The organism is Thermoactinomyces vulgaris, from assembly GCF_005886755.1.
Classification (GTDB): Bacteria; Bacillota; Bacilli; order Thermoactinomycetales; family Thermoactinomycetaceae; genus Thermoactinomyces; species Thermoactinomyces vulgaris.
This window is the reverse complement of record NZ_CP039710.1, coordinates 2,018,805-2,040,122: the sequence shown is the minus strand read 5'-3', so window position 1 is coordinate 2,040,122 and position 21,318 is coordinate 2,018,805. Positions and strand designations below refer to the sequence as shown.

The following is a 21,318-nucleotide window of genomic DNA, read 5'->3' as shown; positions in this document are numbered from 1 at the left end:
GAGGGTTTGAGTTGGAAACCATCTTGAAAGTCGAGGATCTCCATGTATCTTTCCGGATTCCCGGAGGGGAAGTGCAGGCCGTCAGGGGCGTGAGTTTTTCGTTAAATCAAAAAGAAACGCTGGCCATCGTCGGTGAATCCGGAAGCGGAAAAAGCGTGACGGCCTTATCCATCATGCGGCTGATCCCGTCTCCTCCCGGAAGGATCAAACAGGGAAAAATCTTTTTGGGGCCGAAGGAATTGACGAATTTGCCGGAGGAAGAATGGTATCAGATTCGCGGCTCCCGGATTGCAATGATTTTTCAGGATCCGATGACCTCGTTGAATCCAACCATGACCATCGGGTATCAGCTCATGGAAGGCATTCGCTGGCATGAGCAGTGCGGTTATCGTGAAGCCTGTCAAAAAGCCTTGGAGATTTTGGAATGGGTGGGGATTTCCCATCCGGAAAGAAGAATGAAGCAATATCCGCACGAATTCAGCGGCGGGATGCGGCAGCGGGTCATGATTGCCATCGCCCTGTCCTGTTCTCCGGAAATATTGATTGCCGATGAACCGACCACGGCGTTGGATGTCACCATTCAGGCGCAAATATTGGATTTGATGAAAAGCATCCAACAACAGACCGGCACCTCCATTTTGCTGATTACGCATGATTTGGGGATTGTTGCGGAAACGGCGGACCGGGTTGCGGTGATGTACGGGGGACAGATCGTGGAGACCGGAACCGTGCGGGAAATATTCCATCAACCGCATCATCCTTACACCTGGGGACTCATTCAATCCATGCCCCGGTTGGATCGGTCCAAAGAACAAGCACTCCGGCCGGTTCCCGGATCCCCTCCGGATTTGTTCCTTCCTCCCCGGGGATGTCCGTTTGCGGATCGCTGCTCCCATGCGATGAATATCTGTTTTGAAGAAATGCCGGAAGTCACTCCGGTCACCCATACGCATCAAGTGCGCTGTTGGTTGGAAGACCCCCAGGCGCCGCCGGCGGATTTTTCCAAGATGGTTGACAATTTATAGAATTATCTCTATAATTGATTGGAAAACCATATAAGAAACTGCTTCTTATCCAGAGTGGTGGAGGGACTGGCCCGATGAAACCCGGCAACCTCGCTAGTTATTAGCGGATGGTGCCAATTCCTGCAGGATTTGATTCCTGAGAGATGAGAAGAGGTTGACGGAACGTGCGACGGATCGTGAAGCCCTCTTCGCTCAAGGAGAGGGCTTCATCTTTTTATCCAGGAGCTTTTGGGGGAATGAAAAATGACTTTACAGTTGGTCAAGATAAAAGATACGGTGTCGATCGGACCTTTTGAATTGGAATGCGGGGAAATTTTGCCGGAAGTGACGCTGGCTTATGAGAAAGTGGGCCGGATCGGATCAGACCAGGTCATTTTGGTTTGCCATGCATTGACCGGGGATGCCCATGCAGTGGGAGATGAGTCGGATCCGGGATGGTGGGACGGACTGATTGGCACGGGCAAATATATTGACTTGACCGAATACACCGTGATCACGATGAATGTGCTCGGAGGATGCGGAGGAAGCACCGGCCCGGCTTCGACGGACCCGCGCACCGGAAAACCATATGGAAGCCGGTTTCCAAAGGTGACCATTCGCGACATGGTGCGGGCGCAATATGAAGCGCTTTTGAAGCTGGGCGTCCATCGTTTGAAAGCAGTGATCGGCGGATCGATGGGCGGGATGCTGACTTTGGAGTTTGCCGTGATGTACCCGGATTTCATGGAAAAGTGCATCCCGATTGCAACCGCCGCCTCGCTGTCGGCCATGTCCATGGCTTATAACACGATCGGGCGCAGAGCGATTGTCAGTGATCCGGATTGGCAGGGAGGGAATTATTACCCGTCAAAAGGTCCGGTTCGGGGATTGTCCATTGCCCGGATGATCGGAATGGTGACATACCGTACAGATCTTTTGTTTGAAGAACGTTTTTCCCGGCAGAATCCGGAAAATGCGCGGGAAATGGTGGACAGTTATTTGCATTATCAAGGCCGCAAGCTGGTCAACCGGTTTGATGCCAATACGTATCTCAGGTTTCTCGATGCCATGGATCATCATGATTTGGGACGCGGACGGGGCGGCGTGGAAGAAGCGGTTAAGAAAATTCATGCCGAAGTTTTGAACATCGGAATCGAGGAAGACATTTATTTTCCCGTCTGGCAACAGCGCGATTTCCACCAAATTTGTCTGAAAAAAGGGGTCAAGTCTGTTTATCATGAGTTTTCTTCCGATTACGGGCATGATGCTTTCCTTGTCGAGTTCAACCGGTTCGGTCCGCAGATTCACCGGTTTTTAAACGGAGGATAAAATTTGACCGTTCCTTGACGGCGGAAACAATATGGGAGTAAAATATATAGCGAGTTGAAACCCTTTTCTATTTTCTTAAAAATTATTGATAGACTTTTCAATTCATTCACTGATTGCGATTATGTCCTAGATTGGAGGCAAATGATGAGCACACAACGCAGCTTTTTCAACCGTCGGATTCACTCGTTGTTGGGCGTAATACCGGTGGGCTTTTTTTTAGTTGAGCATTTATTCACCAACTACTACGCCACACGAGGGGCAGATGCGTTTGTGGAAAAAGTCGAATGGCTTTGGGGTTTACCGTTTTTGCTTGTACTTGAAATTTTCTTTATTTTTCTGCCTCTCTTATATCACGGCATTTACGGATTGTACATTGTGTTCCAGGCGAAAAACAACGTGGGAAACTTTGGTACATTCCGTAACTGGATGTTCGTTTTGCAACGGGTAACCGGTGTTGTGACATTGGTTTATGTCATCTGGCATGTGTGGGAAACCAGGGTAAAGGTTGCTTTGTATGACATGACGTCTGAACAATTGGCTCAGCTCATGGCAGACATTATGCAAAATCCGGTTGTTTTCGCTCTGTATATCATCGGGGTCCTTTGCGCCGTTTTCCATTTCAGCAATGGAATGTGGGCATTCCTTGTCAGCTGGGGTGTGACGGTGGGACCGCGTGCCCAGCTTGTTTCCACATGGGTGTGGAGCGCAGTTTTTGTGATTGTTTCTTATTTGGGAATTTCAGCACTATTCGCGTTTGCCAGACCTGAATTTATTCAACAATTGGCACAGCATTAGAAGGGAGCACTTGCCAATGAATGAAAAAATAATCGTTGTGGGCGGTGGTTTGGCTGGTTTGATGGCAACCATCAAAGCGGCTGAAGCCGGTGCCGATGTACAACTCTTTTCGCTTGTTCCTGTGAAACGCTCTCACTCTGTATGTGCACAAGGCGGTATCAACGGTGCTGTCAATACCAAGGGTGAAGGAGATTCCCCGTGGGAACATTTTGACGACACGGTTTACGGCGGAGACTTCTTGGCCAACCAGCCGCCGGTAAAAGCAATGTGTGAAGCAGCCCCGGGAATTATTTATATGATGGATCGCATGGGTGTCCCGTTTAACCGGACCCCGGAAGGATTGATCGATTTCCGCCGGTTCGGGGGGACCAAACATCACCGGACGGCATATGCCGGAGCCACCACCGGACAACAGTTGCTTTATGCGCTGGATGAGCAAGTCCGCCGGTTTGAGGTGGAAGGGAAAGTCACCAAATTCGAGCATTGGGAATTTGTCCGGATTGTTCAAGATGATGAAGGGCGTTGCCGGGGGATTGTCGCCCAAAACCTGAGGAGCAGCGAATTTGTCACTTTCTTGGCCGATGCAGTGATCCTGGCAACCGGTGGCCCGGGAATCATCTTCGGGAAATCGACCAACTCGATGATCAATACCGGAACGGCTGCCAGTGCGGTGTATCAACAAGGGGCTTATTATGCCAACGGTGAATTTATTCAAATTCATCCCACGGCCATTCCGGGAGATGACAAGTTGCGTTTGATGTCGGAATCGGCAAGGGGTGAAGGCGGACGCGTCTGGACCTATAAAGACGGGAAGCCGTGGTATTTCCTGGAAGAATGGTATCCCGCATACGGAAACCTGGTTCCGAGGGATATCGCAACACGCGCCATTTTTAAAGTTTGTGTTGATATGAAATTGGGAATCAACGGCGAAAACATGGTTTACCTGGATCTGTCTCACAAAGATCCGCACGAATTGGATATCAAACTCGGTGGAATCATTGAGATCTACGAAAAATTCGTCGGAGAAGACCCGAGAAAAGTCCCCATGAAAATTTTCCCTGCCGTACACTACTCCATGGGAGGCTTGTGGGTTGATTTTGATCAAATGACCAATATTCCCGGACTGTTTGCCGCCGGAGAGTGTGATTACCAATATCACGGAGCCAACCGCCTGGGGGCGAACTCCTTGCTCTCCAGTATCTATGGTGGAATGGTGGCCGGGCCGAAAGCCATTGAGTATGTGCGCGGACTGAATCACAGCGTTGAAGACATGTCCGTGGATCAGTTCGAATCGCAACGCAAAGCGGAAGAAGAAAAATATGAAAGCATCCTGAAAATGGACAGCGGCAATGAAAATGCCTATCTCTTGCACAAAGAGTTGGGTGAATGGATGACGGATAATGTCACGGTAGTCCGGTACAATGACCGTCTGAAGAAAACCGACGAGAAAATCCAGGAGCTGATGGAACGTTATCAAAACATCAATATGGTGGATACCAGCAAATGGAGCAACCAGGCCGGACCGTTCACCCGCCATTTGTGGAACATGTTGCAATTGGCCCGTGTGATCACGCTGGGTGCTTACAACCGGAATGAGAGCCGCGGTGCCCATTATAAACCGGAATTCCCCGACCGGAACGACGAAGAATGGTTGAAAACCACCAAAGCGAAATTTACACCGGAAGGCCCTGTGTTTGAATATGAACCGGTTGATGTTTCTTTGATTAAGCCTCGCCCGCGTCGTTATGATGTGGATAAAGGAGGTGCGAAAAAATGAGTGAACAAAAAACAGTGCACCTCATCATAACACGCCAAGACGGACCTGATGATAAACCTTATGAAGAAGAGTTTAAAATTCCTTATCGCAAAAACATGAATATCATTTCCGCATTGATGGAAATCCAACGAAATCCTGTAAACAGCGAAGGAAAAGCCGTTTCTCCGGTTCAATGGGAGTCCAACTGTCTGGAGGAAGTGTGCGGAGCTTGTTCGATGGTAATTAACGGAAAGCCACGCCAAGCTTGTACCGCACTCATTGACAAATTGGAGCAACCCATCCGGGTTCAACCGATGAAAACATTCCCGGTGATTCGGGACTTGATTGTGGACCGCAGCCGGATGTTTAATGCCTTGAAAAAGGTGAAAGCATGGATTCCGATTGACGGAACTCACGATCTCGGTCCGGGACCGCGGATGAGCGAAAATGAACAGCAATGGCGTTATGAATTGTCAAAATGCATGACCTGCGGGGTTTGTCTGGAAGCCTGCCCGAATGTTAACAGCCAATCGGATTTCATGGGACCCTTTGTGGTGGGACAAGTGCAATTATTTAACTCACATCCGACAGGGGCCATGAACAAGGAAGAACGTCTCGAAGCCCTCTTGGACAAAGGCGGCTTGCAAGAGTGCGGAAACTCGCAAAACTGCGTGCAAGCTTGTCCGAAAGGCATCCCGCTGACAACAGCGATTGCCAAATCAAACCGCGATGCGACAAAATATTTGTTTAAAAAGTGGTTGTCCATTTAAACAAAAAAGAACCGCTGGAAAGATTCCAGCGGTTCTTTTTTTAAAAATTATTGCCGTGAAGAGGCAGAGGTGAAGAATTCACCAATTGCTTTAAAGAGATTGCCCAACCATTCAAAAATGGTGTCGATGATTCCTTGCGTGGTTTCCGAGTTTAAAATGTCTTTGATATCTCCACGCAAGCTTTCAAATTGCTGGCTCAATTGATCCCAGTCGATGCCCAATTTATCGAAGTTTTGGGCGTATTGAACCAGATTGTTGATGGTTTGCTGATTCAAGTTGATATCAAAATCATTGGAAACGTTGATAATGATATCCCGGAATTCTTCCGGAGTTTTTGGTTTTTCTTCAGAGACTTGCTTTTTCACTTCGTTGATGAATTGAACAGCTTTGTTGGGATCGCCGATCTCTTGGGAGAGCTCTTGCGTCCGGACAATTTCTTCGTTAGCCACTTGTTTTTTATTTTCATCAATTTTTTCTCCGGTTGCTGCTTCAAAAGCTTTGATAATCCCGGTCAAACCTGCGGTGCCGGAAACTTCAAACGGAGCGGTGACATAAATGTCCGCATCTTTGATTCCGGCTGTAATGGCAGCATTGGCATACATGCTGGGGGTAATGGTGGTGATTTTGTTGGTTTTCACCGAGATACCTTCCCCGGAAGAAGTAAGTACAATTTTTGCCGAGGAGATGGCCCGGCGTCCGATGACATCCGCCCCCAAATATTTTCCAAGGTATTGATGTTCTTCTTCGTTGGTTACATCAATGATGGTGACAGTATCCGCGCTTTCACTGACACCCATTTCTTTCAAAATTTGATCACGTTGGGTTCCGGTCAAATCTTTCCCCAAGGTGACGACGGTTTCTCCTTTAATGGCATCGGCGGAAGCCGGTTGCGGTACAATCAAGGAGAAAGCCGTCATTGCCACAAGGGCAAGGATGCTCCACAATTTAATATTTTTCATCCGTAATGAAATCCCCCTTTTCATGAAAAGAAACATGTGACAATCCAGATGTTTCCTTCATTTTCCATTGAGGTAAAGTGGCTCAAGCTTATTTTAACTTGTTCCGTGGATTCTGTGAACAGTAAAAAGCAGGCAGGAAATCAAAATTTATCATTTATTTTTCTGAAAAATCAGAAAAATAATGCAGGATTGGGAAGAAGCGTTTGCCGGCAGGACGGACATATTTTCAAACGGCAAACGCTTCCTGTGTCATACATCCGGTTAAAAGATCGGATCTTTCAGTTCAGCCAGTTTTTCCAGAGAAGTTTTATCCACGTCTTCATGCAAACTGTTGCCATGGGCATCCATGGTGACGATGGCGGCAAAGCCTTTCACCTGGAGATGCCACATTGCTTCCGGAACGCCAAATTCCATAAAGTCGACGCCGTCCACGCTGGTGATGCAGTCGGCATAATATTGGGCCGCTCCGCCGATGGCGTTGAGGTAAACCGCCCCGTGTTCTTTTAAGGCTTGCAAGGTTTTCTTGCCCATGCCGCCTTTTCCGATGATGGCGCGAATGCCGAATTTCTTGATGATATCCCCTTGATACGGTTCTTCGCGGATGCTGGTGGTGGGGCCGGCGGCTTTGACATGCCAGTTGCCGTCCTGATCTTTGAGCATGACCGGACCGCAGTGGTAAATGACGCTGCCGTTTAAATCGACCGGAGCGTCGTGATCCATCAAGTGTTTGTGGATGGCGTCACGGCCGGTGTAGATCGGACCGTTGATGATGACGATGTCCCCCACTTTCAGCTGACGGACTTGTTCTTCGGTGATCGGGGTGTGAAGTTCCACGGTGCGTGTGTTTTCAGAAGAAACGGCATGGTTTTCTTCTTTCACTTGGAGATCCACTTTTTCATCGGATTGGTACAGCCAGCGGGTGATTTTTCCGGTTTTGGGATCGATGGTGACACCCTGGCGACGGAAAGCCCAACAGTTATATGCGACCGATACATAAAAGCTGGCAGGAATCCGGTGCATGGCGCCGATTTTACAGCCCAATAAAGTCACCTCTCCGCCGAAGCCCATGGTTCCGATGGACAACGTGTTGGCTTTTTCGAGAATATATTCTTCCAATTCAGCCAGTTTTGGATTCGGGTTGGTGTCATCCAAATGACGGAACAATTGTTTTTTGGCCAATTCATAGCCGGTGGTCCGGTCGCCGCCAATCCCGACGCCGATAAAGCCAGCACTGCATCCTTGCCCTTGGGCTTGGTAAACCGAATGCAAAATACACTTGCGGATTCCGTCCAAATCGCGTCCGGCCCGTCCCAAGCCTTCCAATTCACAAGGCAAACTATATTGAATATTCTTGTTTTCGCAGCCGCCGCCTTTTAATATCAGGCGTACTTCCACTTCGTCTTTTTCCCATTGTTCATAGTGAATGACCGGAACGCCTTCTCCCAGGTTGTTTCCGCTGTTTTCCCCGGTGAGGGAGTCCACGGAGTTCGGACGCAAAATCCCTTTTTGCGTGGCTTCGACAATCGCTACCCGGATGGCTTTGCTCATTTCAATCTGATTGGCGCCGACGGGAACTTTGATTTTAAAAGTCGGCATGCCGGTGTCCTGGCAAATCGGGGAAACGTTTTCTTCAGCCATTTGAATGTTGTCGCAAATGGTGGATAAAGCCAAAGCGGAACGCGTCCCCGCATTTTCCAGTTCTCTGGATTTTTTAATGGCTTTGCGCACATCTGCCGGAAGATTGGTGGATGTTTCGGTGATCAGTTGTAATATGGACTCTTTGAACGCTTGCATGTAAACCCCTTCTTCTTTTATGAATTGGTAACGCATGATCTGAATGATGAAAGCGCTGTGAGAACAAAGCGCAGAATCATAAGGCATAAGAACAGAATCTTCTATTCAATATCTATTATAACGATATTTAAAACATTTCTCAGCATGATAAAAAGAGAGGGTTTTTCTCCATAAATAAAGCCGAGGGGAAGTCCCTTCGGCATTTGTAAACAGCAAATTCAGTTTGCCGGGTCCAATGCGTTTTGCGCTGATTTGACAAACCGTTCTTCTTTGTCAATCATTCCGCAGACACCGCATTGGACACGGTATTTTTCGCCGCGGTACCGAATTTGAAAAGGATCGTCTTCCGGCACGGTCTCAATGATTTCACCGGTCAGCCGATCCTTTTTGACGGAATGCACCACTTGTTCAATGATATTAAAACGACTCCGGTTTGTGCCGCAAGCCGGACATCGATATGGAAATGACATCGTTGGACACCTCCGGTGCCATTAATGTCCCCTGCTTTTTTAAAAATTATTCGTCACAGTCGATCCATTCGTCCGCCCATTTTTGAATGGCGTCAATGACAGGGGTGAGTGCTTTTCCTTTCTCGGTCAAAGCATACTCGATCCGCACCGGCGTTTCCGCATAAACTCTCCGTTCCACCAATCCTTTGGCCTCAAGTTCTTTCAATCGTTCGGCAAGCATCCGCTCGCTCATCAAAGGAATTTGCTCGCGAATATCCCGAAAGCGGCTTGTTTTTTCAATCAAAACACGAATGATAAGGCCTGTCCATTTTTTGGAAATAATTTCAACAGCCATTTCAAATTTCGGACAAATACAGCGGTCCATAGCTTTTCACCTCTCTTATTATCTTAGCAAATGATCCGGATGTTGGCACCTTTCTCAAGAAAATAGATTGGTCTTGTCGACCAATCTATGTGCCGCCCAAATGATAAACCGATTGAATTCTTTCTTTTTCTTTTTGGAAAGATTCGCGGATTTGCCCAAAGCTCCATCCTTTTTCTTTGAAATAAAGCAAATAATCCAGTAACAGAGGGGACCAGTTGAGGTCAAACACTTGTTGGACAAACGCATGGGCGGCGATTTCCCGCAACCGGCTCAATCGTTTGCGAATGGCGAAAGGGCCTTTCTGCTTGATGGTAACACGGGGCAATTCATCATCGGTCCGCCCGATTTTGGTTTCTTCCAAGTGATGAAACCATTCATGGTATAAATGCAGCAAGAAAAGATCTTCTTCCGTTACCGGGATGTTGAGTTCTTCGAAGAACCGCTGGATTTGATGCATGGATTTGCGGTAAATGCGGATGGTTTTGGTTTTCTTGTTATATTCGGCGCGAATGGCGGGTTTTTCCGGATGCCGGTCCAAAAAGCGCACGGTGATTCCTTGTCTTATGAGCAGATTGATCATATCCTTGAGCGATTGTTTTTGTTCCGCCCATTTGCCGGATGCAAGGATTCCTTTTTGAATGGCCTGGTCAATCAACAAAGGAACTTCGGATGGAGACAGATGGGGAAAATACTCATCTTGCTCCAGTTCCAAAACAAATAAACATTTCGGAGGCAGTGTCGGACACCGCTCATCCAAATTCATCAAGGTTTTGTCCGGATTCGCCACGCGGCTCATATTGGTTTCTCCCCGATATTTTTATTTTACAGTTACTTTTATGCGATACCGGGCTTGACTCATTCCAACCAATCAGAGATTTGTTTCTTTCGAGATTAATTGAAGGATCCAGTCTTTGATGTCGATAAAGCGCAGCGTTTCGGGCTTGGAGTTTGTCCCGCAAATAATCATGGGCACTTCCGAATCCAGATAATGCAGGGAACCGTGAGATCCGCCTTTATGTGTCGGAGAGCCTTCCCCCGTCAACTCATATCCCGGCGAAGCAGTGACTATGATCACCCGGTCCCAAGTATTCATGACACCGGATAAACGGAATAACACATCAGGAAAAATGCCGTAGCGGATCCGGTTTGATTCATCCGGTTTCAGGTCCAGGACGGACAGGTCTCCCTCCAGCTTCCAGGTTTGGCCGTATTCGTCCGCATACGGGCCTTCTTTTTGAAACCGGCAACGGGCTTCCGGGACATTACCGCTGATGACGTGAATCCAATCTTTTTCTTGCCAGGCAATCAGGTCCAGTTTGGGTTCCTTTTTCAATGCCTGAACCACTTCGTTCATCTTAAGATCAGGGTCTGTTAAATAAATGTAAGCCATCCGTTCATTGACGCATAACACCAGTTGGTCTTCTTTTCGCGGCGTTTTTTGCCGGATGGGCATGATTTTGTAGTCACTGAGAAGTTTTCGCAAATCGATGTAAGCGGCTTGATGATTGGGAAGAATCGGGGTTTGTCCGCTGTCGCCCATGACAATCCAAGTGACTTGCCGGATGGCTTCTTCCCAGGAACCGAAGGCATCCAAAACCTTTTGCAGTTCTTTGTCCGCTTTTTCAATCCCCTTGATTTGCGACGGGCCTTCCCGATGAACCGCATCGTCATTGGTGGGGAAATAGGCAATGGTAAACGCCGGCAAATTGCCCTTTTTAATAAGCGAAGCCAGTTCCTTTCGCGAAAAGGAGTCATTAAACCCGAAACGTCTCCAAAGCGAATCATATTTACCAGACTTCGAGATTTTGGACATGGCACCAAATGAAAAAAGAAACGGGGCTTTGGTCTGAATGCGACTGGGCAAAAGGGCGGTCCATCGCGCCAACAAAGGAGGAAACAACGTTCTTTGATAATTACCCCGGTAAATCAATCCGTTGATGGATGCGGTGGGCAAGTCCGTTTCTTCATGAATGGTTTTCACCTTTTGGCTGATGTATTTTTGGTTCAGATTCAAGAGGCTGTCTTGCAACACGGTTTTCAAGCCGAAAATAAACGTTTCTTTGAAACCCGTGCCAAAGTTGACGATGCGGTTTTCTTTTTTGTGAAAATAAACCAGGCCGTAAATATGATGTTCATTGGGGGTTGCTCCCGTGAGCAAGGTTGTGTCGATGCTCACGGACATGGTTGGAAAGCTGGTCACCACCTTGGGATGATATTGCCCGTTTTCCACCAAATATTTCATTGCCGGTGCTTTGCCAAAATCCAGCACTTCTTTCAATGGAATGTGCATCAAAGAATCAATGATGATCAAAACCACCGGCTTTTGCGCCGGGGAATATTTCAAGGATTGCATTTCCTGCTGTTGCTTACGACGCTCTTTGGAACCGGAAAGCCCCGATCCGACAGCCAGGATGACAATGAAAAGTGCAATGAGGATTATTCCCATGAGGATCATTCCGTGGTTTCCTTTCTCTTGGTTGTTTGCAAGTAGTTTGGCTCGGACTCGGGGCAATTATGCCCGGGTTTGACGGTGGGGAAAAAAACATTGTACCTTAAAAGAGTGAGGATTTTAACATTTCAGGCGTAAGTCAGAAAGGGGATCGCGCAAAAATGCATACGCTTTCAAAAGTGCCGGAAACGGAAATCAGGGAACGGATTGCCCGTTTTCAATCCATGCTTCAAGAGAAGGAAACAGACGGTGCTTTGATCACCCAGAACATCGATCTTTATTACTTGACCGGGACGATGCAAAACGGGGTCTTGTATGTGCCACAAAAAGGAGAACCCTGTTTTTATGTAAAAAAAAGTGTAACCCGAGCCGAATTTGAGACGGTTCTTCCTGTGCAACCTTTGGGAAGATTACGCGAGTTGGGCGGGAAAATCGAATCGGCCTTCGGGCCGGTCAAACGGTTGGGGCTGGAATGGGATGTACTTCCTTACGGCCTCGCCCAAAGATATATCGGTTTGTTTCCCGGGGCCGAACCGGTGGACATCTCCTTTGATTTAAGGCTCCAAAGAGCGGTCAAGTCCGAATATGAACTCCGGCAAATGCGCCAGGCGGCCTCCCATGTCAAAGAAATCGTGGAATCCCTTCCCCGTTTGATCCGGGAAGGCAAAACCGAATTGGAACTGTCGGCAGAAATTGAATACACCTTGCGGTTAAAAGGAAGCATCGGATTGTTCCGGATGCGGGGGTATAACCAGGAACTTTGCCTGGGAATGGTGGCTTCCGGTTCCGCTGCGGCCACGCCCACTTATTTTGACGGACCTGCCGGCGGATTGGGTGCGCAACTGGCCAGTCCGCAAGGGGCGAGTGCCAAACCGATTAAAGCCAATGAACCGATTCTGGTGGACATTGCCACAACAGTGGAAGGTTATCTGATTGACCAAACGCGGCTGGCAGTGATCGGAGATTTGGATGACGATTTAAAGCAGGCTTACAAGGTGGCCGTTTCCATCATCAGAGAAGCCGAAGAGATGGGAAAACCCGGGGTTTCCTGGAAGTCATTGTATCTCCGTTCGCTGGAAATGGCAAAGGAAGCCGGATTGGCGGAGCATTTCATGGGGTACGGGCCGGATCAGGCCAAGTTCCTGGGGCATGGCGTCGGTCTGGAAATGGACGAGCTTCCCGTTTTGGCAAGGGGATTTGACCAGCCGTTGCAAGAAGGAATGGTGATCGCCATTGAACCGAAGTTTACCTTCCCGGGCCGCGGGGTCGTCGGAATTGAAAACACATACCTGGTGACAAAAAACGGATTGGAATCGTTGACCACCGCCCCGGAAGAAATCATCTACATTCCGGAATAAAATTTTTACTCTCCCGTTTTTCATCCCTTCCTTCCGAAGTTTCCGGAACCGTTACAGGGGATGTTGAATATGATGATGGAGAAAAGTGACGCAGCGCTTCGAAAATAACAGGATACGCGCCTAAATAACCGATAAATACTCACCATTAGCGGAGCCCCGACATAATATAACTTGACTGGTCCCTGACCCTTGTAAATCAAGTGCTCGAGCAAGGAAGGGTGGCATCATTTGAGTAACCGAAGAGGCAACTCCTTGTTGACCAACCGGGAGAGGGAAGTGTTTGAGCTTTTGGTGCAAGACAAGACAACCAAAGAAATCGCCCAACAACTGTTTATCAGCGAAAAAACCGTTCGTAACCACATCAGCAATGTGATGCAAAAGTTAAATGTAAAAGGGCGTTCCCAAGCTGTCGTCGAGTTGGTCCGGTTGGGCGAATTGAAAATTTAATGGGATGATCCCTGCCTGCATGCATGTGGCAGGGGTTTTTGTTGTATGGAAGGGGGATTCAAGCCCCTTTTTCCCCTCAAGACAGATAAAAATGCTGATTTATGATAAGGATGAGTAGGAAGGATCACTGATATTTTCCAATAAATACAATCGAATAAATACTATATTTTATATCTAAAGTAAAATTACCCATTTATAAGGAATATTTATTTAAAATATAAATTTTGCAATATAAATGTAATCGAAACCATCTTGCAATTGTTCAGAGGAAGAGGTAAATTTATTTCGTAAATCCGAAAATATTGTTACAAAAGAAAGGCGATTCTTTGAAGGAAAGAGGGATGAGTTTGCAGTTCTTCTATTCCGGGCGTTACTTGCCTCATCGCAGAATGGTCTTTCTGGCCGTCATTCTCACCCTGATCCTCACCTTGTGGCCAGACTGGGTTTACCAGGCATTGGCTGCACCGGATCCCAAACCGGTCGAAATCGAAGCGTTGCGCACGGAAAATTCCAAAACATTCCTCAAGCCAGACCAAAAGACCTATGTATTGGAAGGAAATAAAAAAGGAGTCGAGGGAAAATCCGACACCATTAGCAGGTCCTGAAAACTTGGCTTATATTATTTATACCTCTGGCACAACAGGGAAACCAAAGGGAGTTTTAATTGAGCATCGTTCTGTAGTGAACCTGTTGGAAGCGTTACGGGAGAAGATTTATCAAGATGCACACGACTCTTTGCAAGTTGCGTTGAATGGTCCGTTTGTATTTGACACTTCGGTGAAACAAATAATCCAGATGCTCGATGGCCATACTTTGCACCTTTTGTCCCCGAAATTCGATTTGAAACGGAGAGATTGTTTCAGTATTTGCGGGAATACAAAGTGAATGTGATTGATTGTACGCCCTCACAGTTGGCAGTGTGGATTCAAGCCGGATTTTTGGAATTGGAGGAACGTCCCAACTATGTTTTGGTGGGGGGAGAGGCCATACGTCCCGATATGTGGCGGCAACTACACAATGATGAGAAAACCGTTTTTTATAATTTATATGGTCCGACCGAATGTACAGTTGATGCGACAGTCTGTTGCATCCGGGAGAAACGGCTTCCATCCATTGGCTATCCCATTGCCAATACACAGGTGTTCGTTTTAGATGAAAAATTGAGAATAGTGCCATTCGGCGCCACGGGGGAACTTTATATAGGGGGAGCTGGACTGGCGCGCGGTTATCTTAATGATCCAAAATTGACCAATGAACGTTTTGTTCCCCATCCTTATTCCAACAAACCGGGTGACCGTTTTGGTAAGATTTCAGGAAGATGGGTCACTCGAGTATATAGGAAGAAATGATCATCAGGTGAAGGTGCGGGGGCACCGTGTGGAGCTTGGTGAAATTGAAGCGGCATTGTGTCTGCATCCATCCATTCAGGAAGCCGTTGTGATAGGGATTGATGATGGCAACCAGGAGGAAAAACGTTTAGCCGCATATTTTGTGCCAAAAGTGGGACGGAACCTGGAATTGCAGGAATTAAGGAGCTTTTTGAAACAATGTTTGCCAGATTACATGGTACCAGCCACTTTCACGAAATTGGAGAAGGTGCCGTTAACCACTAACGGAAAGATCGACTACAGGGCTTTACCGTCACCCGAAGAGAACAAATTGGCCGCGAATGCGAATTTTGTCCCCCCTAGCACACCTGAAGAAAGGATCTTATGCGAAGTTTGGCAAAAAGTGATCGGTGTCGATCAAGTGGGAATACATGACAACTTTTTTGCGTTGGGTGGAGATTCGATTATGATTATCCAAGCGGTTTCGCTCGCCAAACGATCCAATCTTCACCTTACTCCAGGACAATTCTTCCAATACCAGACGGTATCTGAGCTGGTTAAAATCATGGGAAGCACTTCCCGGGTCAAGGCGCAACAAGAAGCAGTGTCCGGGGAAGTCATGTTCATTCCGATTCAACACCGGTTTTTTTGAGCGTTCAATCCCCGAGCCGCACCATTGGAACCAATCGGTGCTAAACAAAGTATTGAAGCCATTGAAAATGAGCGTGTTAACGACGGCATTCAAGAAGCTGCTCGAACATCATGACGCTCTTAGGCTTCGGTTCCACAAGGAAGAGGGGGGATGGAAGCAAAGCAATGCGCCAAAGGAGTTGCACCAAATTGTTGAATATGTGGATGTATCCAAGTTTTCAGAAGAGCAGAGATTGAAAAAAGTTGAAGAAATCGGGGAAAGAACGCAGAGAAAGCAGCTGAATCTTTCGGAAGGTCCCCTAATAAGGGCAGTTTATTTCGATCACGGAAGCGGTGGATCATCCCGTCTGCTGATCGTAGTACATCACTTGGTCATGGATGGGGTCTCCTGGAGAATCCTTCTTGAGGATTTAGAAATGCTTGTTTGTGGATTGGAGACTGGACAGACCCCAGCATTGCCGGAGAAAACCACTTCATACCAAGAATGGGCACAAGCCCTTTACCAATATGCGAAGGAAGAGTCGCTGTTGACAGAATTGGCTTATTGGAGAGAACAATTGGACACAGAAGTTCCGGCACTTCCTGTCGACTGGAAGGACCAATCCAATTTGGTTCGTTCGGTGCAACATCTTGATGTCGAATTGGATCAAAATGAAACGGATTGGCTCATTCAAACCATTCATTCAAATCGGGTCCAGATGAATGAATTGCTATTGGCCGCTTTATTCCTGACGATTTCCGAATGGACCGGGCAATCAAAGGTGCTTATCGATCTTGAAGGGCATGGCCGTGAAGAGCAGTTGGTTGGCAAATTTGATTTATCTAGAACGGTTGGGTGGTTCACCACAGTTTACCCCATCCTGTTGGAAGCCGATCCTGGTCAAATGCCCTTGGCGGTATTGAAAAAAATAAGGGAACAATTGCGTTCTGTTCCTAATAAGGGATTTGGTTTTGGAGTACTGAAGTATTTAACTTCTTATGGTAAGGAATTAAAGAGAAAGCATCATGCGGAAATCAGCTTTAACTATTTAGGGCATTTTGAGAATGTGAATCGAGAAACTTTCTTATCTGAGTCTATACTGGAACCGCACGGGAATATGCATGGGCGCCAAGTTCACCCCGTATGTATTTGTTGGATGTCAATGCGATGATCGTGCAGGGAAAATTGAGGGTTGTTTGGAGTTACAATCAAAATATCCATCGAACAGAACGGATTCAAGCGCTTGTGGATTATTTGATCGCACAATTAAAAGTGCTTTGCCATGAGATGCAGGAAAAAAAGGGGTTGGCTGTATCAGATTTTCCGTTGGCCACACTAACGGAAGAACGATTGGAACGTTTGCTGGATACGCATGGAACATTTGAACAGGTATTTGACCTGTCCCCGTACTGTTTGGCATGATCTATTCGGGAAGGCCAGCTTCTTTGGATCGGTCCGACCAAATTGTTGGCCGATTTGTCAATATGTTGCCTTTTCGAATGAATGTTGCTCAAAGGGGAAATTTCTTTGATTGGATTAAAAAACAGCAAGGAAAACATTTTGACATTCTTCAAAATCAACACATTCCCTTGGGGCAAATTATTGTATGGAATAAATTGGGTCAGGAGAAAAAGTTGCTCAATAACTGTCTCGTATTTGAAAATGTCCAACAGAATGAAATACTTTTGGAAGGATTTCGCTCTGGGAAATTAACGAATCCCATTTTTGTGCCGGATTCGGACATTCCGCTTAAAGCAATTGTCATCCCAGATCAGCCGTTGAAATTGATGATTTCTTATCTGGACCAATATTTCGAAAAGAGTAAAATGATCCGGATTCTCGAATATTTCAAAGTTTTAACCGAGCACGTGGCTCATGCGAGAGATTGGGAAATTGCAAAGTTTCCACTCCCCCAAGCGTGATTGTATATTGAGGTATGTTGGTACAAAATGAAAATCAGCATACCTCTCCCCATATAATAATAAATATTATATAGAATGAGGATGATATGATGTCGATCTCTAATAACAATACACAAAAACTATACTGGGTTAGTTTACTTAGTGGATTTAATCTATTAGAGCCCATTATGACATTCTTTTATTTGTCGGTTGGTTTGAATTATACAAATATTTTTGTTGTTTTGCTTTGCTTTAGCGTATCGATTTTGATTTTTGAAATACCAACAGGGGTATTTGCTGACCGATATGGCGCCAAGAAGTCGCTTTTAGCTGGAACTTTGGTTAAAGCCTTGTCACTTATTTTGTTATTACTGGCAACTAATGAGTGGTATGTTTATGCGAGCCAAGTTTTGTCCGGGATAACTGCCGCTTTCTTTTCAGGAACTGTGGAAGCCATTCTTTATGAATCGTTAAAAGAGGATCGCCGGGAAGAAGATATGGCGAAAGTTTACGGAAAAATTGAAGGGGCCGGCATGCTTCCCAAAATGGTGGGGCTTATACTGGGAGCATGGTTGGCAAAAGATTTGACTCTGCTGCAATTCCATATCCTGATCGGGCTGAATTTGTTGTTTGTTTTGCTTCAAATCTTTTTCGTTCTTCGAATTATCGAGCCAGCCAGCTTGGATAATTATCGTGATCACCCGTGGAGCCATGTGAAAAAAGGGACGAGGGAAATTATAGAGAACCCCAATTTGCTGTTCCTCTTTGCCAATGTCACCATCATTTTTATTGGAACAAATATATTTACAAATTTTGAGCAGCCATGGTTTAAGAGATTGGGATTTCCGGTTGAGGCTTTGGGGATTGTTTTTGCTATTGGTTATCTTCTTTCTTATTTGGTTTCCACCTATGTCGGTTGGCTGACGAAAAAGGTGTCGGAAGTGGCTTGGATGTATATATCCGGTGCTTTGATCATCGCTTCTTATGTTTCTACAGTGATATTCGATCATTCGTTGGCTGTTTTTATTATGTCTGGTCTGATGATTCGAGCGGCCAGATCCATTCGCTGGCCGATTTCTTCCAATATTGGAAACCAATATATCTCAACGGGAAGCCGTGCGACCACGTTATCTATGTTGAGTATTCTTGATTCCGTTTTTGATGTCATTTTTATAGGCTCGTTGGCTGTTGTTTCCAAGTGGGGGATTTCGGAGATTTTTTGGGGCTGTGCGGTTATCTCTTTACTTGGAATCCTGTTCCCTGTCCGCAAAAAAAAGAATCCATCAAAGGTTGAAGTAAAGGCTGAACCTAACGGAAGCGTTGGGAAAGTAGAGGTACAATCATAACCAAGGGGCAGAAGTTACTTCAAATGATATCTAGATTCATTAGGTTTCATGTAAATAATGTCTAAATAGTATTGCAGAAAAACCAGCATTCTTATGATGAATTAATATTAGCTTTGAAAAAGAAAGAGTACCTACCTCCTGTAATATACGGGGTGTCAGGTTGCGCGCACTGATCGCTCATTTTTACCAAGGAGGTACTTAATACGAATTTTAACCAAAACGAAAAAATAGATCATATTCATTTTGGCTGCTCATTGTAGGAGTGGACAAAGGGCAAAGAAAAACATATCGCGCGAGCAGTGGATGACCGAGGAAATGAACTAAGAAAACCCTTGTCCTTTACCAATACGAGAAAAGGATTTGAGCAGCCTTTGTTTTGGATCTGAACGATCCAAAAATCTTATTCCAAACAACACGTGTTGTTTGGAATGGAGCCAACGGGCACTATTGGTTGAACCTAGCTTACTTTTTGAAACAAAGTAGTCGTGGTCAATCCGTTTCATGTTCATCGTATGAAGGAACTTGAGGAAAATTCTCCAACCAAAAACGATGTTAAAGATGCCTTATGTCATTGCTCGGCTAATTCAAGGGGCACGGTACTTTGAAGCGTATCTTCCGGAAGATACATTTGCAGACTTACGAACGGCCATGAAAAATACGAGACCAGTTGTCCAGAGATCTATTCGAATGGAGGGTCGGGTGCATCGTTGGTTGGATCAATATTTTCCTGAGTTTCTTACTGTATTCAAGGATTGGAAAGGGAAAACGGCGACCCAATCGTTACGATACTTCCCCCTTCCTTGTGATGTTCAACGTTCTGTCGGATTAAAACGGTGGAATCCGCCCAACATTTAACTTGCAACAGGTGGAAATGAATCAACAGTTGAATGAGCTCAATGTGCAAATCAAAACGTTGTTGGATCAAATCCCTGGTACTCAAGAAATGCAATCGGTTCCTGAAGTCAGTTTCCTTACGGTTGCCGGTTTTTTATCCGAAGTTGGTGACCAAACGTGGAAGAGCAAGACTACGTGTTGTTCTATGTTTCTAGGAGAAAGAATCCGCTGCGATTCTGTATGTGATTGGCGTTCGAAAGGTGTCCTATAAATTCCAAAACTTCGTGAAGCTTTGCAGATTGCACAAGATTGGAGTGCAGCCTGATGATTCTTTTGCAAATCGAGGCATGGAGAAGCTGTCAAAGAACACGATTCGAGCATCGACCCTGTACTACAGCAATTTTTCAGCCTTCACCTCAAGCCAGGACGAACGAAGGAATGTAAGGACATATTACAGGGAGAAATGGGAGGGTTATCTGCTTGGGTTTCTGTAGAGATCCGTTGTGTGCCCTTATATTTTCAAAAAAATGGCTTTTAAAATTGGACTTTGCTACTCCTTACATATCAGGGATTTTATTCATCGACTTGGTTTGAGCCTCGTTTTAAAAAAAGGAGTAAATAGGAGCATTAAAAGAGATTCAATTTCGTTTATAGAGGGAGCGTGTTCACAGCACTATCAGTGAGTACACGTGTGATCGCTGAAGCGGGAAATTGAATCGATAAGCTTTGTCCCGAGGTGTCTTGGCTCACTCTAGGTCGGTAAAATGGAGTCCGGTTGGTAGCCCTTACTCGCGGGGAAGGCGCAAGTGGAAATTTGCAATTGTCAAATGCCTTGCCCTGCGCAGTCCCACTGCTTAAATCTCCCTCCAAGGAAATTTGGCTGAGGGATGTATTCAATGGGAGTTGGTTTTTCAGCGATCCATTGTCAATCACACATTTCACGTTCTACAGAGGGGAGCGCACATTACCTAGGTTGTGGTTACATGCATACTATTCATCTATTCACCTGGTAAAGATAGTCGATTAGTTTGGCACACTTGTTTAAATTATTATTGTACCTAACTGGATCCTTTCCTTAGATGTTCGCATGTAGAAGTTTAAACAGATAGATTCAAGTGGTTGTTTTAACTGACACGAAACTGTTTTTCGAGTATCAGTTCCATTAGTTACTGTAATCCTGCTAAAGAAATCTTACTATCTAGTTCATCACCATCTGCCCTTCATGGAAAAATGCAGGTCCCACTTCGAAAGGAGATCTATCTGGAAGTGTATTGTAATAATTATACTGTTCAGATTTTTACGATCTCGATTCCGAAAACGCTCCGATTTGAAGAGTTGAAAAGGCATTTGAAGATATTGGATGATCGCTGATTATCGCTGTCATAAAAGGGATTCGTGCAGTGGATTAATGGGTCTTTAACGTGTTATGCCCGCAAGAACGGGGGCCGGTGCGAACCCATTCCCTGTAATGAGAAAACGATATCGAATGAGGAAGGTACAATGCCGATTTCAGATACAATACTCAAAAACTTTACTGGATCACCGGTCCGCAAGAAAGCGCGTTTGTCAAAGGATGAAGCCGGTTTGGAAGCTGAAAGAAGCGTTGAGAAAGCAGAAGTTCAATCTTGAGCAGATAAAGAAAGACCCTTGCTGCACAGGAAGTGGCAGGGGTCTTTCTTGCAGGATGCGTGGAATTTTTAATTCTCAGGAATGAAAGAATGGAAATAAAACAAACGCGTTGAAGAAAGAAATGAAATATAGTAACATGAATCCACTCGGGCAG

20 protein-coding genes, 1 pseudogene and 1 riboswitch are annotated in these 21,318 nt (G+C 45.9%); of the genes and pseudogenes, 15 read left to right on the top strand and 6 right to left on the bottom strand.

Going from position 1 to position 21,318, the window contains the following annotated elements:
- The first annotated feature begins 11 nt into the window (after positions 1-11).
- From FA954_RS10405 to sdhB, 5 genes are all read left to right on the top strand, one after another.
- Complete coding sequence (locus tag FA954_RS10405) at positions 12-1,025, top strand: ABC transporter ATP-binding protein (RefSeq protein WP_049719810.1); 1,014 nt, start codon at positions 12-14, stop codon at positions 1,023-1,025.
- Positions 1,026-1,067: 42 nt separating this feature from the next.
- Positions 1,068-1,175, top strand: a riboswitch (SAM riboswitch).
- Positions 1,176-1,268: 93 nt separating this feature from the next.
- Positions 1,269-2,333, top strand: coding sequence for a homoserine O-acetyltransferase MetX (gene metX / locus FA954_RS10400; RefSeq protein WP_037993336.1), 1,065 nt, complete (start codon positions 1,269-1,271; stop codon positions 2,331-2,333).
- A 144-nt stretch (positions 2,334-2,477) separates the two neighbouring features.
- Positions 2,478-3,128 (top strand): succinate dehydrogenase cytochrome b558 subunit, encoded by a 651-nt coding sequence (locus FA954_RS10395; RefSeq protein ID WP_037993334.1) that lies wholly within the window; start codon positions 2,478-2,480, stop codon positions 3,126-3,128.
- A 16-nt stretch (positions 3,129-3,144) separates the two neighbouring features.
- Entirely contained in the window at positions 3,145-4,905 is a 1,761-nt protein-coding gene (gene sdhA / locus FA954_RS10390) for a succinate dehydrogenase flavoprotein subunit (RefSeq protein WP_037993332.1), read from the top strand.
- On the top strand, positions 4,902-5,654 hold the full coding sequence (gene sdhB / locus FA954_RS10385; protein ID WP_037993331.1) for a succinate dehydrogenase iron-sulfur subunit: 753 nt from the start codon (positions 4,902-4,904) through the stop codon (positions 5,652-5,654). The genes sdhA and sdhB overlap by 4 nt, the downstream gene beginning before the upstream one ends.
- 47 nt (positions 5,655-5,701) lie before the next feature.
- On the opposite strand, the gene FA954_RS10380 is transcribed toward sdhB, so the two are convergent.
- The 6 genes from FA954_RS10380 to FA954_RS10355 all read right to left on the bottom strand — a co-directional run bounded on the left by FA954_RS10380 (position 5,702) and on the right by FA954_RS10355 (position 11,687).
- Positions 5,702-6,613: a DUF1002 domain-containing protein gene (locus FA954_RS10380; protein WP_062842887.1), complete on the bottom strand. Its 912-nt coding sequence runs from the start codon at positions 6,611-6,613 to the stop codon at positions 5,702-5,704.
- A 261-nt stretch (positions 6,614-6,874) separates the two neighbouring features.
- Positions 6,875-8,407 carry a fumarate hydratase gene (locus FA954_RS10375; protein ID WP_138615218.1) on the bottom strand — a complete coding sequence of 511 codons (1,533 nt, stop codon included), beginning with the start codon at positions 8,405-8,407 and terminating at the stop codon, positions 6,875-6,877.
- A gap of 218 nt (positions 8,408-8,625) precedes the next feature.
- Positions 8,626-8,877 carry a hypothetical protein gene (locus FA954_RS10370; protein WP_037993328.1) on the bottom strand — a complete coding sequence of 84 codons (252 nt, stop codon included), beginning with the start codon at positions 8,875-8,877 and terminating at the stop codon, positions 8,626-8,628.
- 46 nt (positions 8,878-8,923) lie between these two features.
- Positions 8,924-9,241 (bottom strand): winged helix-turn-helix transcriptional regulator, encoded by a 318-nt coding sequence (locus FA954_RS10365; RefSeq protein WP_037993325.1) that lies wholly within the window; start codon positions 9,239-9,241, stop codon positions 8,924-8,926.
- Between the two features lie 85 nt (positions 9,242-9,326).
- On the bottom strand, positions 9,327-10,037 hold the full coding sequence (locus FA954_RS10360) for a hypothetical protein (RefSeq protein WP_037993323.1): 711 nt from the start codon (positions 10,035-10,037) through the stop codon (positions 9,327-9,329).
- A 72-nt stretch (positions 10,038-10,109) separates the two neighbouring features.
- Positions 10,110-11,687: an alkaline phosphatase family protein gene (locus FA954_RS10355; protein WP_170151205.1), complete on the bottom strand. Its 1,578-nt coding sequence runs from the start codon at positions 11,685-11,687 to the stop codon at positions 10,110-10,112.
- 164 nt (positions 11,688-11,851) lie between these two features.
- Here FA954_RS10355 and FA954_RS10350 point away from each other — a divergent pair, with 164 nt between their 5' ends.
- The 10 genes and pseudogenes from FA954_RS10350 to FA954_RS14010 all read left to right on the top strand — a co-directional run bounded on the left by FA954_RS10350 (position 11,852) and on the right by FA954_RS14010 (position 21,164).
- A complete protein-coding gene (locus tag FA954_RS10350; RefSeq protein WP_138615084.1) occupies positions 11,852-13,048 on the top strand; it encodes a M24 family metallopeptidase in 1,197 nt (398 codons plus the stop codon).
- A 228-nt stretch (positions 13,049-13,276) separates the two neighbouring features.
- The gene (locus FA954_RS10345; RefSeq protein ID WP_037993760.1) at positions 13,277-13,495 is read left to right on the top strand and encodes a helix-turn-helix domain-containing protein; all 219 of its coding nucleotides are present in this window, start codon (positions 13,277-13,279) and stop codon (positions 13,493-13,495) included.
- Between the two features lie 341 nt (positions 13,496-13,836).
- Positions 13,837-14,100, top strand: a complete 264-nt coding sequence (locus FA954_RS10340) for an OapA N-terminal domain-containing protein (RefSeq protein WP_138615083.1) — start codon at positions 13,837-13,839, stop codon at positions 14,098-14,100.
- Positions 14,039-14,844: pseudogene (locus tag FA954_RS14135) on the top strand (AMP-binding protein). Before FA954_RS10340 ends, FA954_RS14135 begins: the two are co-directional and overlap by 62 nt.
- A gap of 28 nt (positions 14,845-14,872) precedes the next feature.
- Complete coding sequence (locus FA954_RS10325) at positions 14,873-15,475, top strand: AMP-binding enzyme (RefSeq protein ID WP_175413202.1); 603 nt, start codon at positions 14,873-14,875, stop codon at positions 15,473-15,475.
- 37 nt (positions 15,476-15,512) lie between these two features.
- Entirely contained in the window at positions 15,513-16,625 is a 1,113-nt protein-coding gene (locus tag FA954_RS10320) for a condensation domain-containing protein (RefSeq protein ID WP_244932703.1), read from the top strand.
- On the top strand, positions 16,622-16,876 hold the full coding sequence (locus FA954_RS10315) for a hypothetical protein (RefSeq protein WP_138615079.1): 255 nt from the start codon (positions 16,622-16,624) through the stop codon (positions 16,874-16,876). The genes FA954_RS10320 and FA954_RS10315 overlap by 4 nt, the downstream gene beginning before the upstream one ends.
- Entirely contained in the window at positions 16,873-17,376 is a 504-nt protein-coding gene (locus FA954_RS14130; RefSeq protein ID WP_138615078.1) for a condensation domain-containing protein, read from the top strand. Before FA954_RS10315 ends, FA954_RS14130 begins: the two co-directional genes overlap by 4 nt.
- 89 nt (positions 17,377-17,465) lie before the next feature.
- Positions 17,466-18,701: an MFS transporter gene (locus tag FA954_RS10305; RefSeq protein ID WP_175413199.1), complete on the top strand. Its 1,236-nt coding sequence runs from the start codon at positions 17,466-17,468 to the stop codon at positions 18,699-18,701.
- A 2,334-nt stretch (positions 18,702-21,035) separates the two neighbouring features.
- On the top strand, positions 21,036-21,164 hold the full coding sequence (locus FA954_RS14010) for a hypothetical protein (RefSeq protein WP_255359647.1): 129 nt from the start codon (positions 21,036-21,038) through the stop codon (positions 21,162-21,164).
- Positions 21,165-21,318: the final 154 nt, after the last annotated feature.

Coding starts and splice junctions, on each gene's coding strand:
- metX (WP_037993336.1), top strand. CDS start 1,269: ATGACTTTACAGTTGGTCAAGATAAAAGATACGGTGTCGATCGGACCT.
- FA954_RS10350 (WP_138615084.1), top strand. CDS start 11,852: ATGCATACGCTTTCAAAAGTGCCGGAAACGGAAATCAGGGAACGGATT.
- FA954_RS10340 (WP_138615083.1), top strand. CDS start 13,837: ATGAGTTTGCAGTTCTTCTATTCCGGGCGTTACTTGCCTCATCGCAGA.
- FA954_RS10305 (WP_175413199.1), top strand. CDS start 17,466: ATGTCGATCTCTAATAACAATACACAAAAACTATACTGGGTTAGTTTA.
- sdhB (WP_037993331.1), top strand. CDS start 4,902: ATGAGTGAACAAAAAACAGTGCACCTCATCATAACACGCCAAGACGGA.
- FA954_RS10380 (WP_062842887.1), bottom strand. CDS start 6,613: ATGAAAAATATTAAATTGTGGAGCATCCTTGCCCTTGTGGCAATGACG.
- sdhA (WP_037993332.1), top strand. CDS start 3,145: ATGAATGAAAAAATAATCGTTGTGGGCGGTGGTTTGGCTGGTTTGATG.
- FA954_RS10360 (WP_037993323.1), bottom strand. CDS start 10,037: ATGAGCCGCGTGGCGAATCCGGACAAAACCTTGATGAATTTGGATGAG.
- FA954_RS10375 (WP_138615218.1), bottom strand. CDS start 8,407: ATGCAAGCGTTCAAAGAGTCCATATTACAACTGATCACCGAAACATCC.
- FA954_RS10315 (WP_138615079.1), top strand. CDS start 16,622: ATGATCGTGCAGGGAAAATTGAGGGTTGTTTGGAGTTACAATCAAAAT.
- FA954_RS14010 (WP_255359647.1), top strand. CDS start 21,036: ATGCCGATTTCAGATACAATACTCAAAAACTTTACTGGATCACCGGTC.
- FA954_RS14130 (WP_138615078.1), top strand. CDS start 16,873: ATGATCTATTCGGGAAGGCCAGCTTCTTTGGATCGGTCCGACCAAATT.
- FA954_RS10370 (WP_037993328.1), bottom strand. CDS start 8,877: ATGTCATTTCCATATCGATGTCCGGCTTGCGGCACAAACCGGAGTCGT.
- FA954_RS10365 (WP_037993325.1), bottom strand. CDS start 9,241: ATGGACCGCTGTATTTGTCCGAAATTTGAAATGGCTGTTGAAATTATT.
- FA954_RS10355 (WP_170151205.1), bottom strand. CDS start 11,687: ATGGGAATAATCCTCATTGCACTTTTCATTGTCATCCTGGCTGTCGGA.
- FA954_RS10395 (WP_037993334.1), top strand. CDS start 2,478: ATGAGCACACAACGCAGCTTTTTCAACCGTCGGATTCACTCGTTGTTG.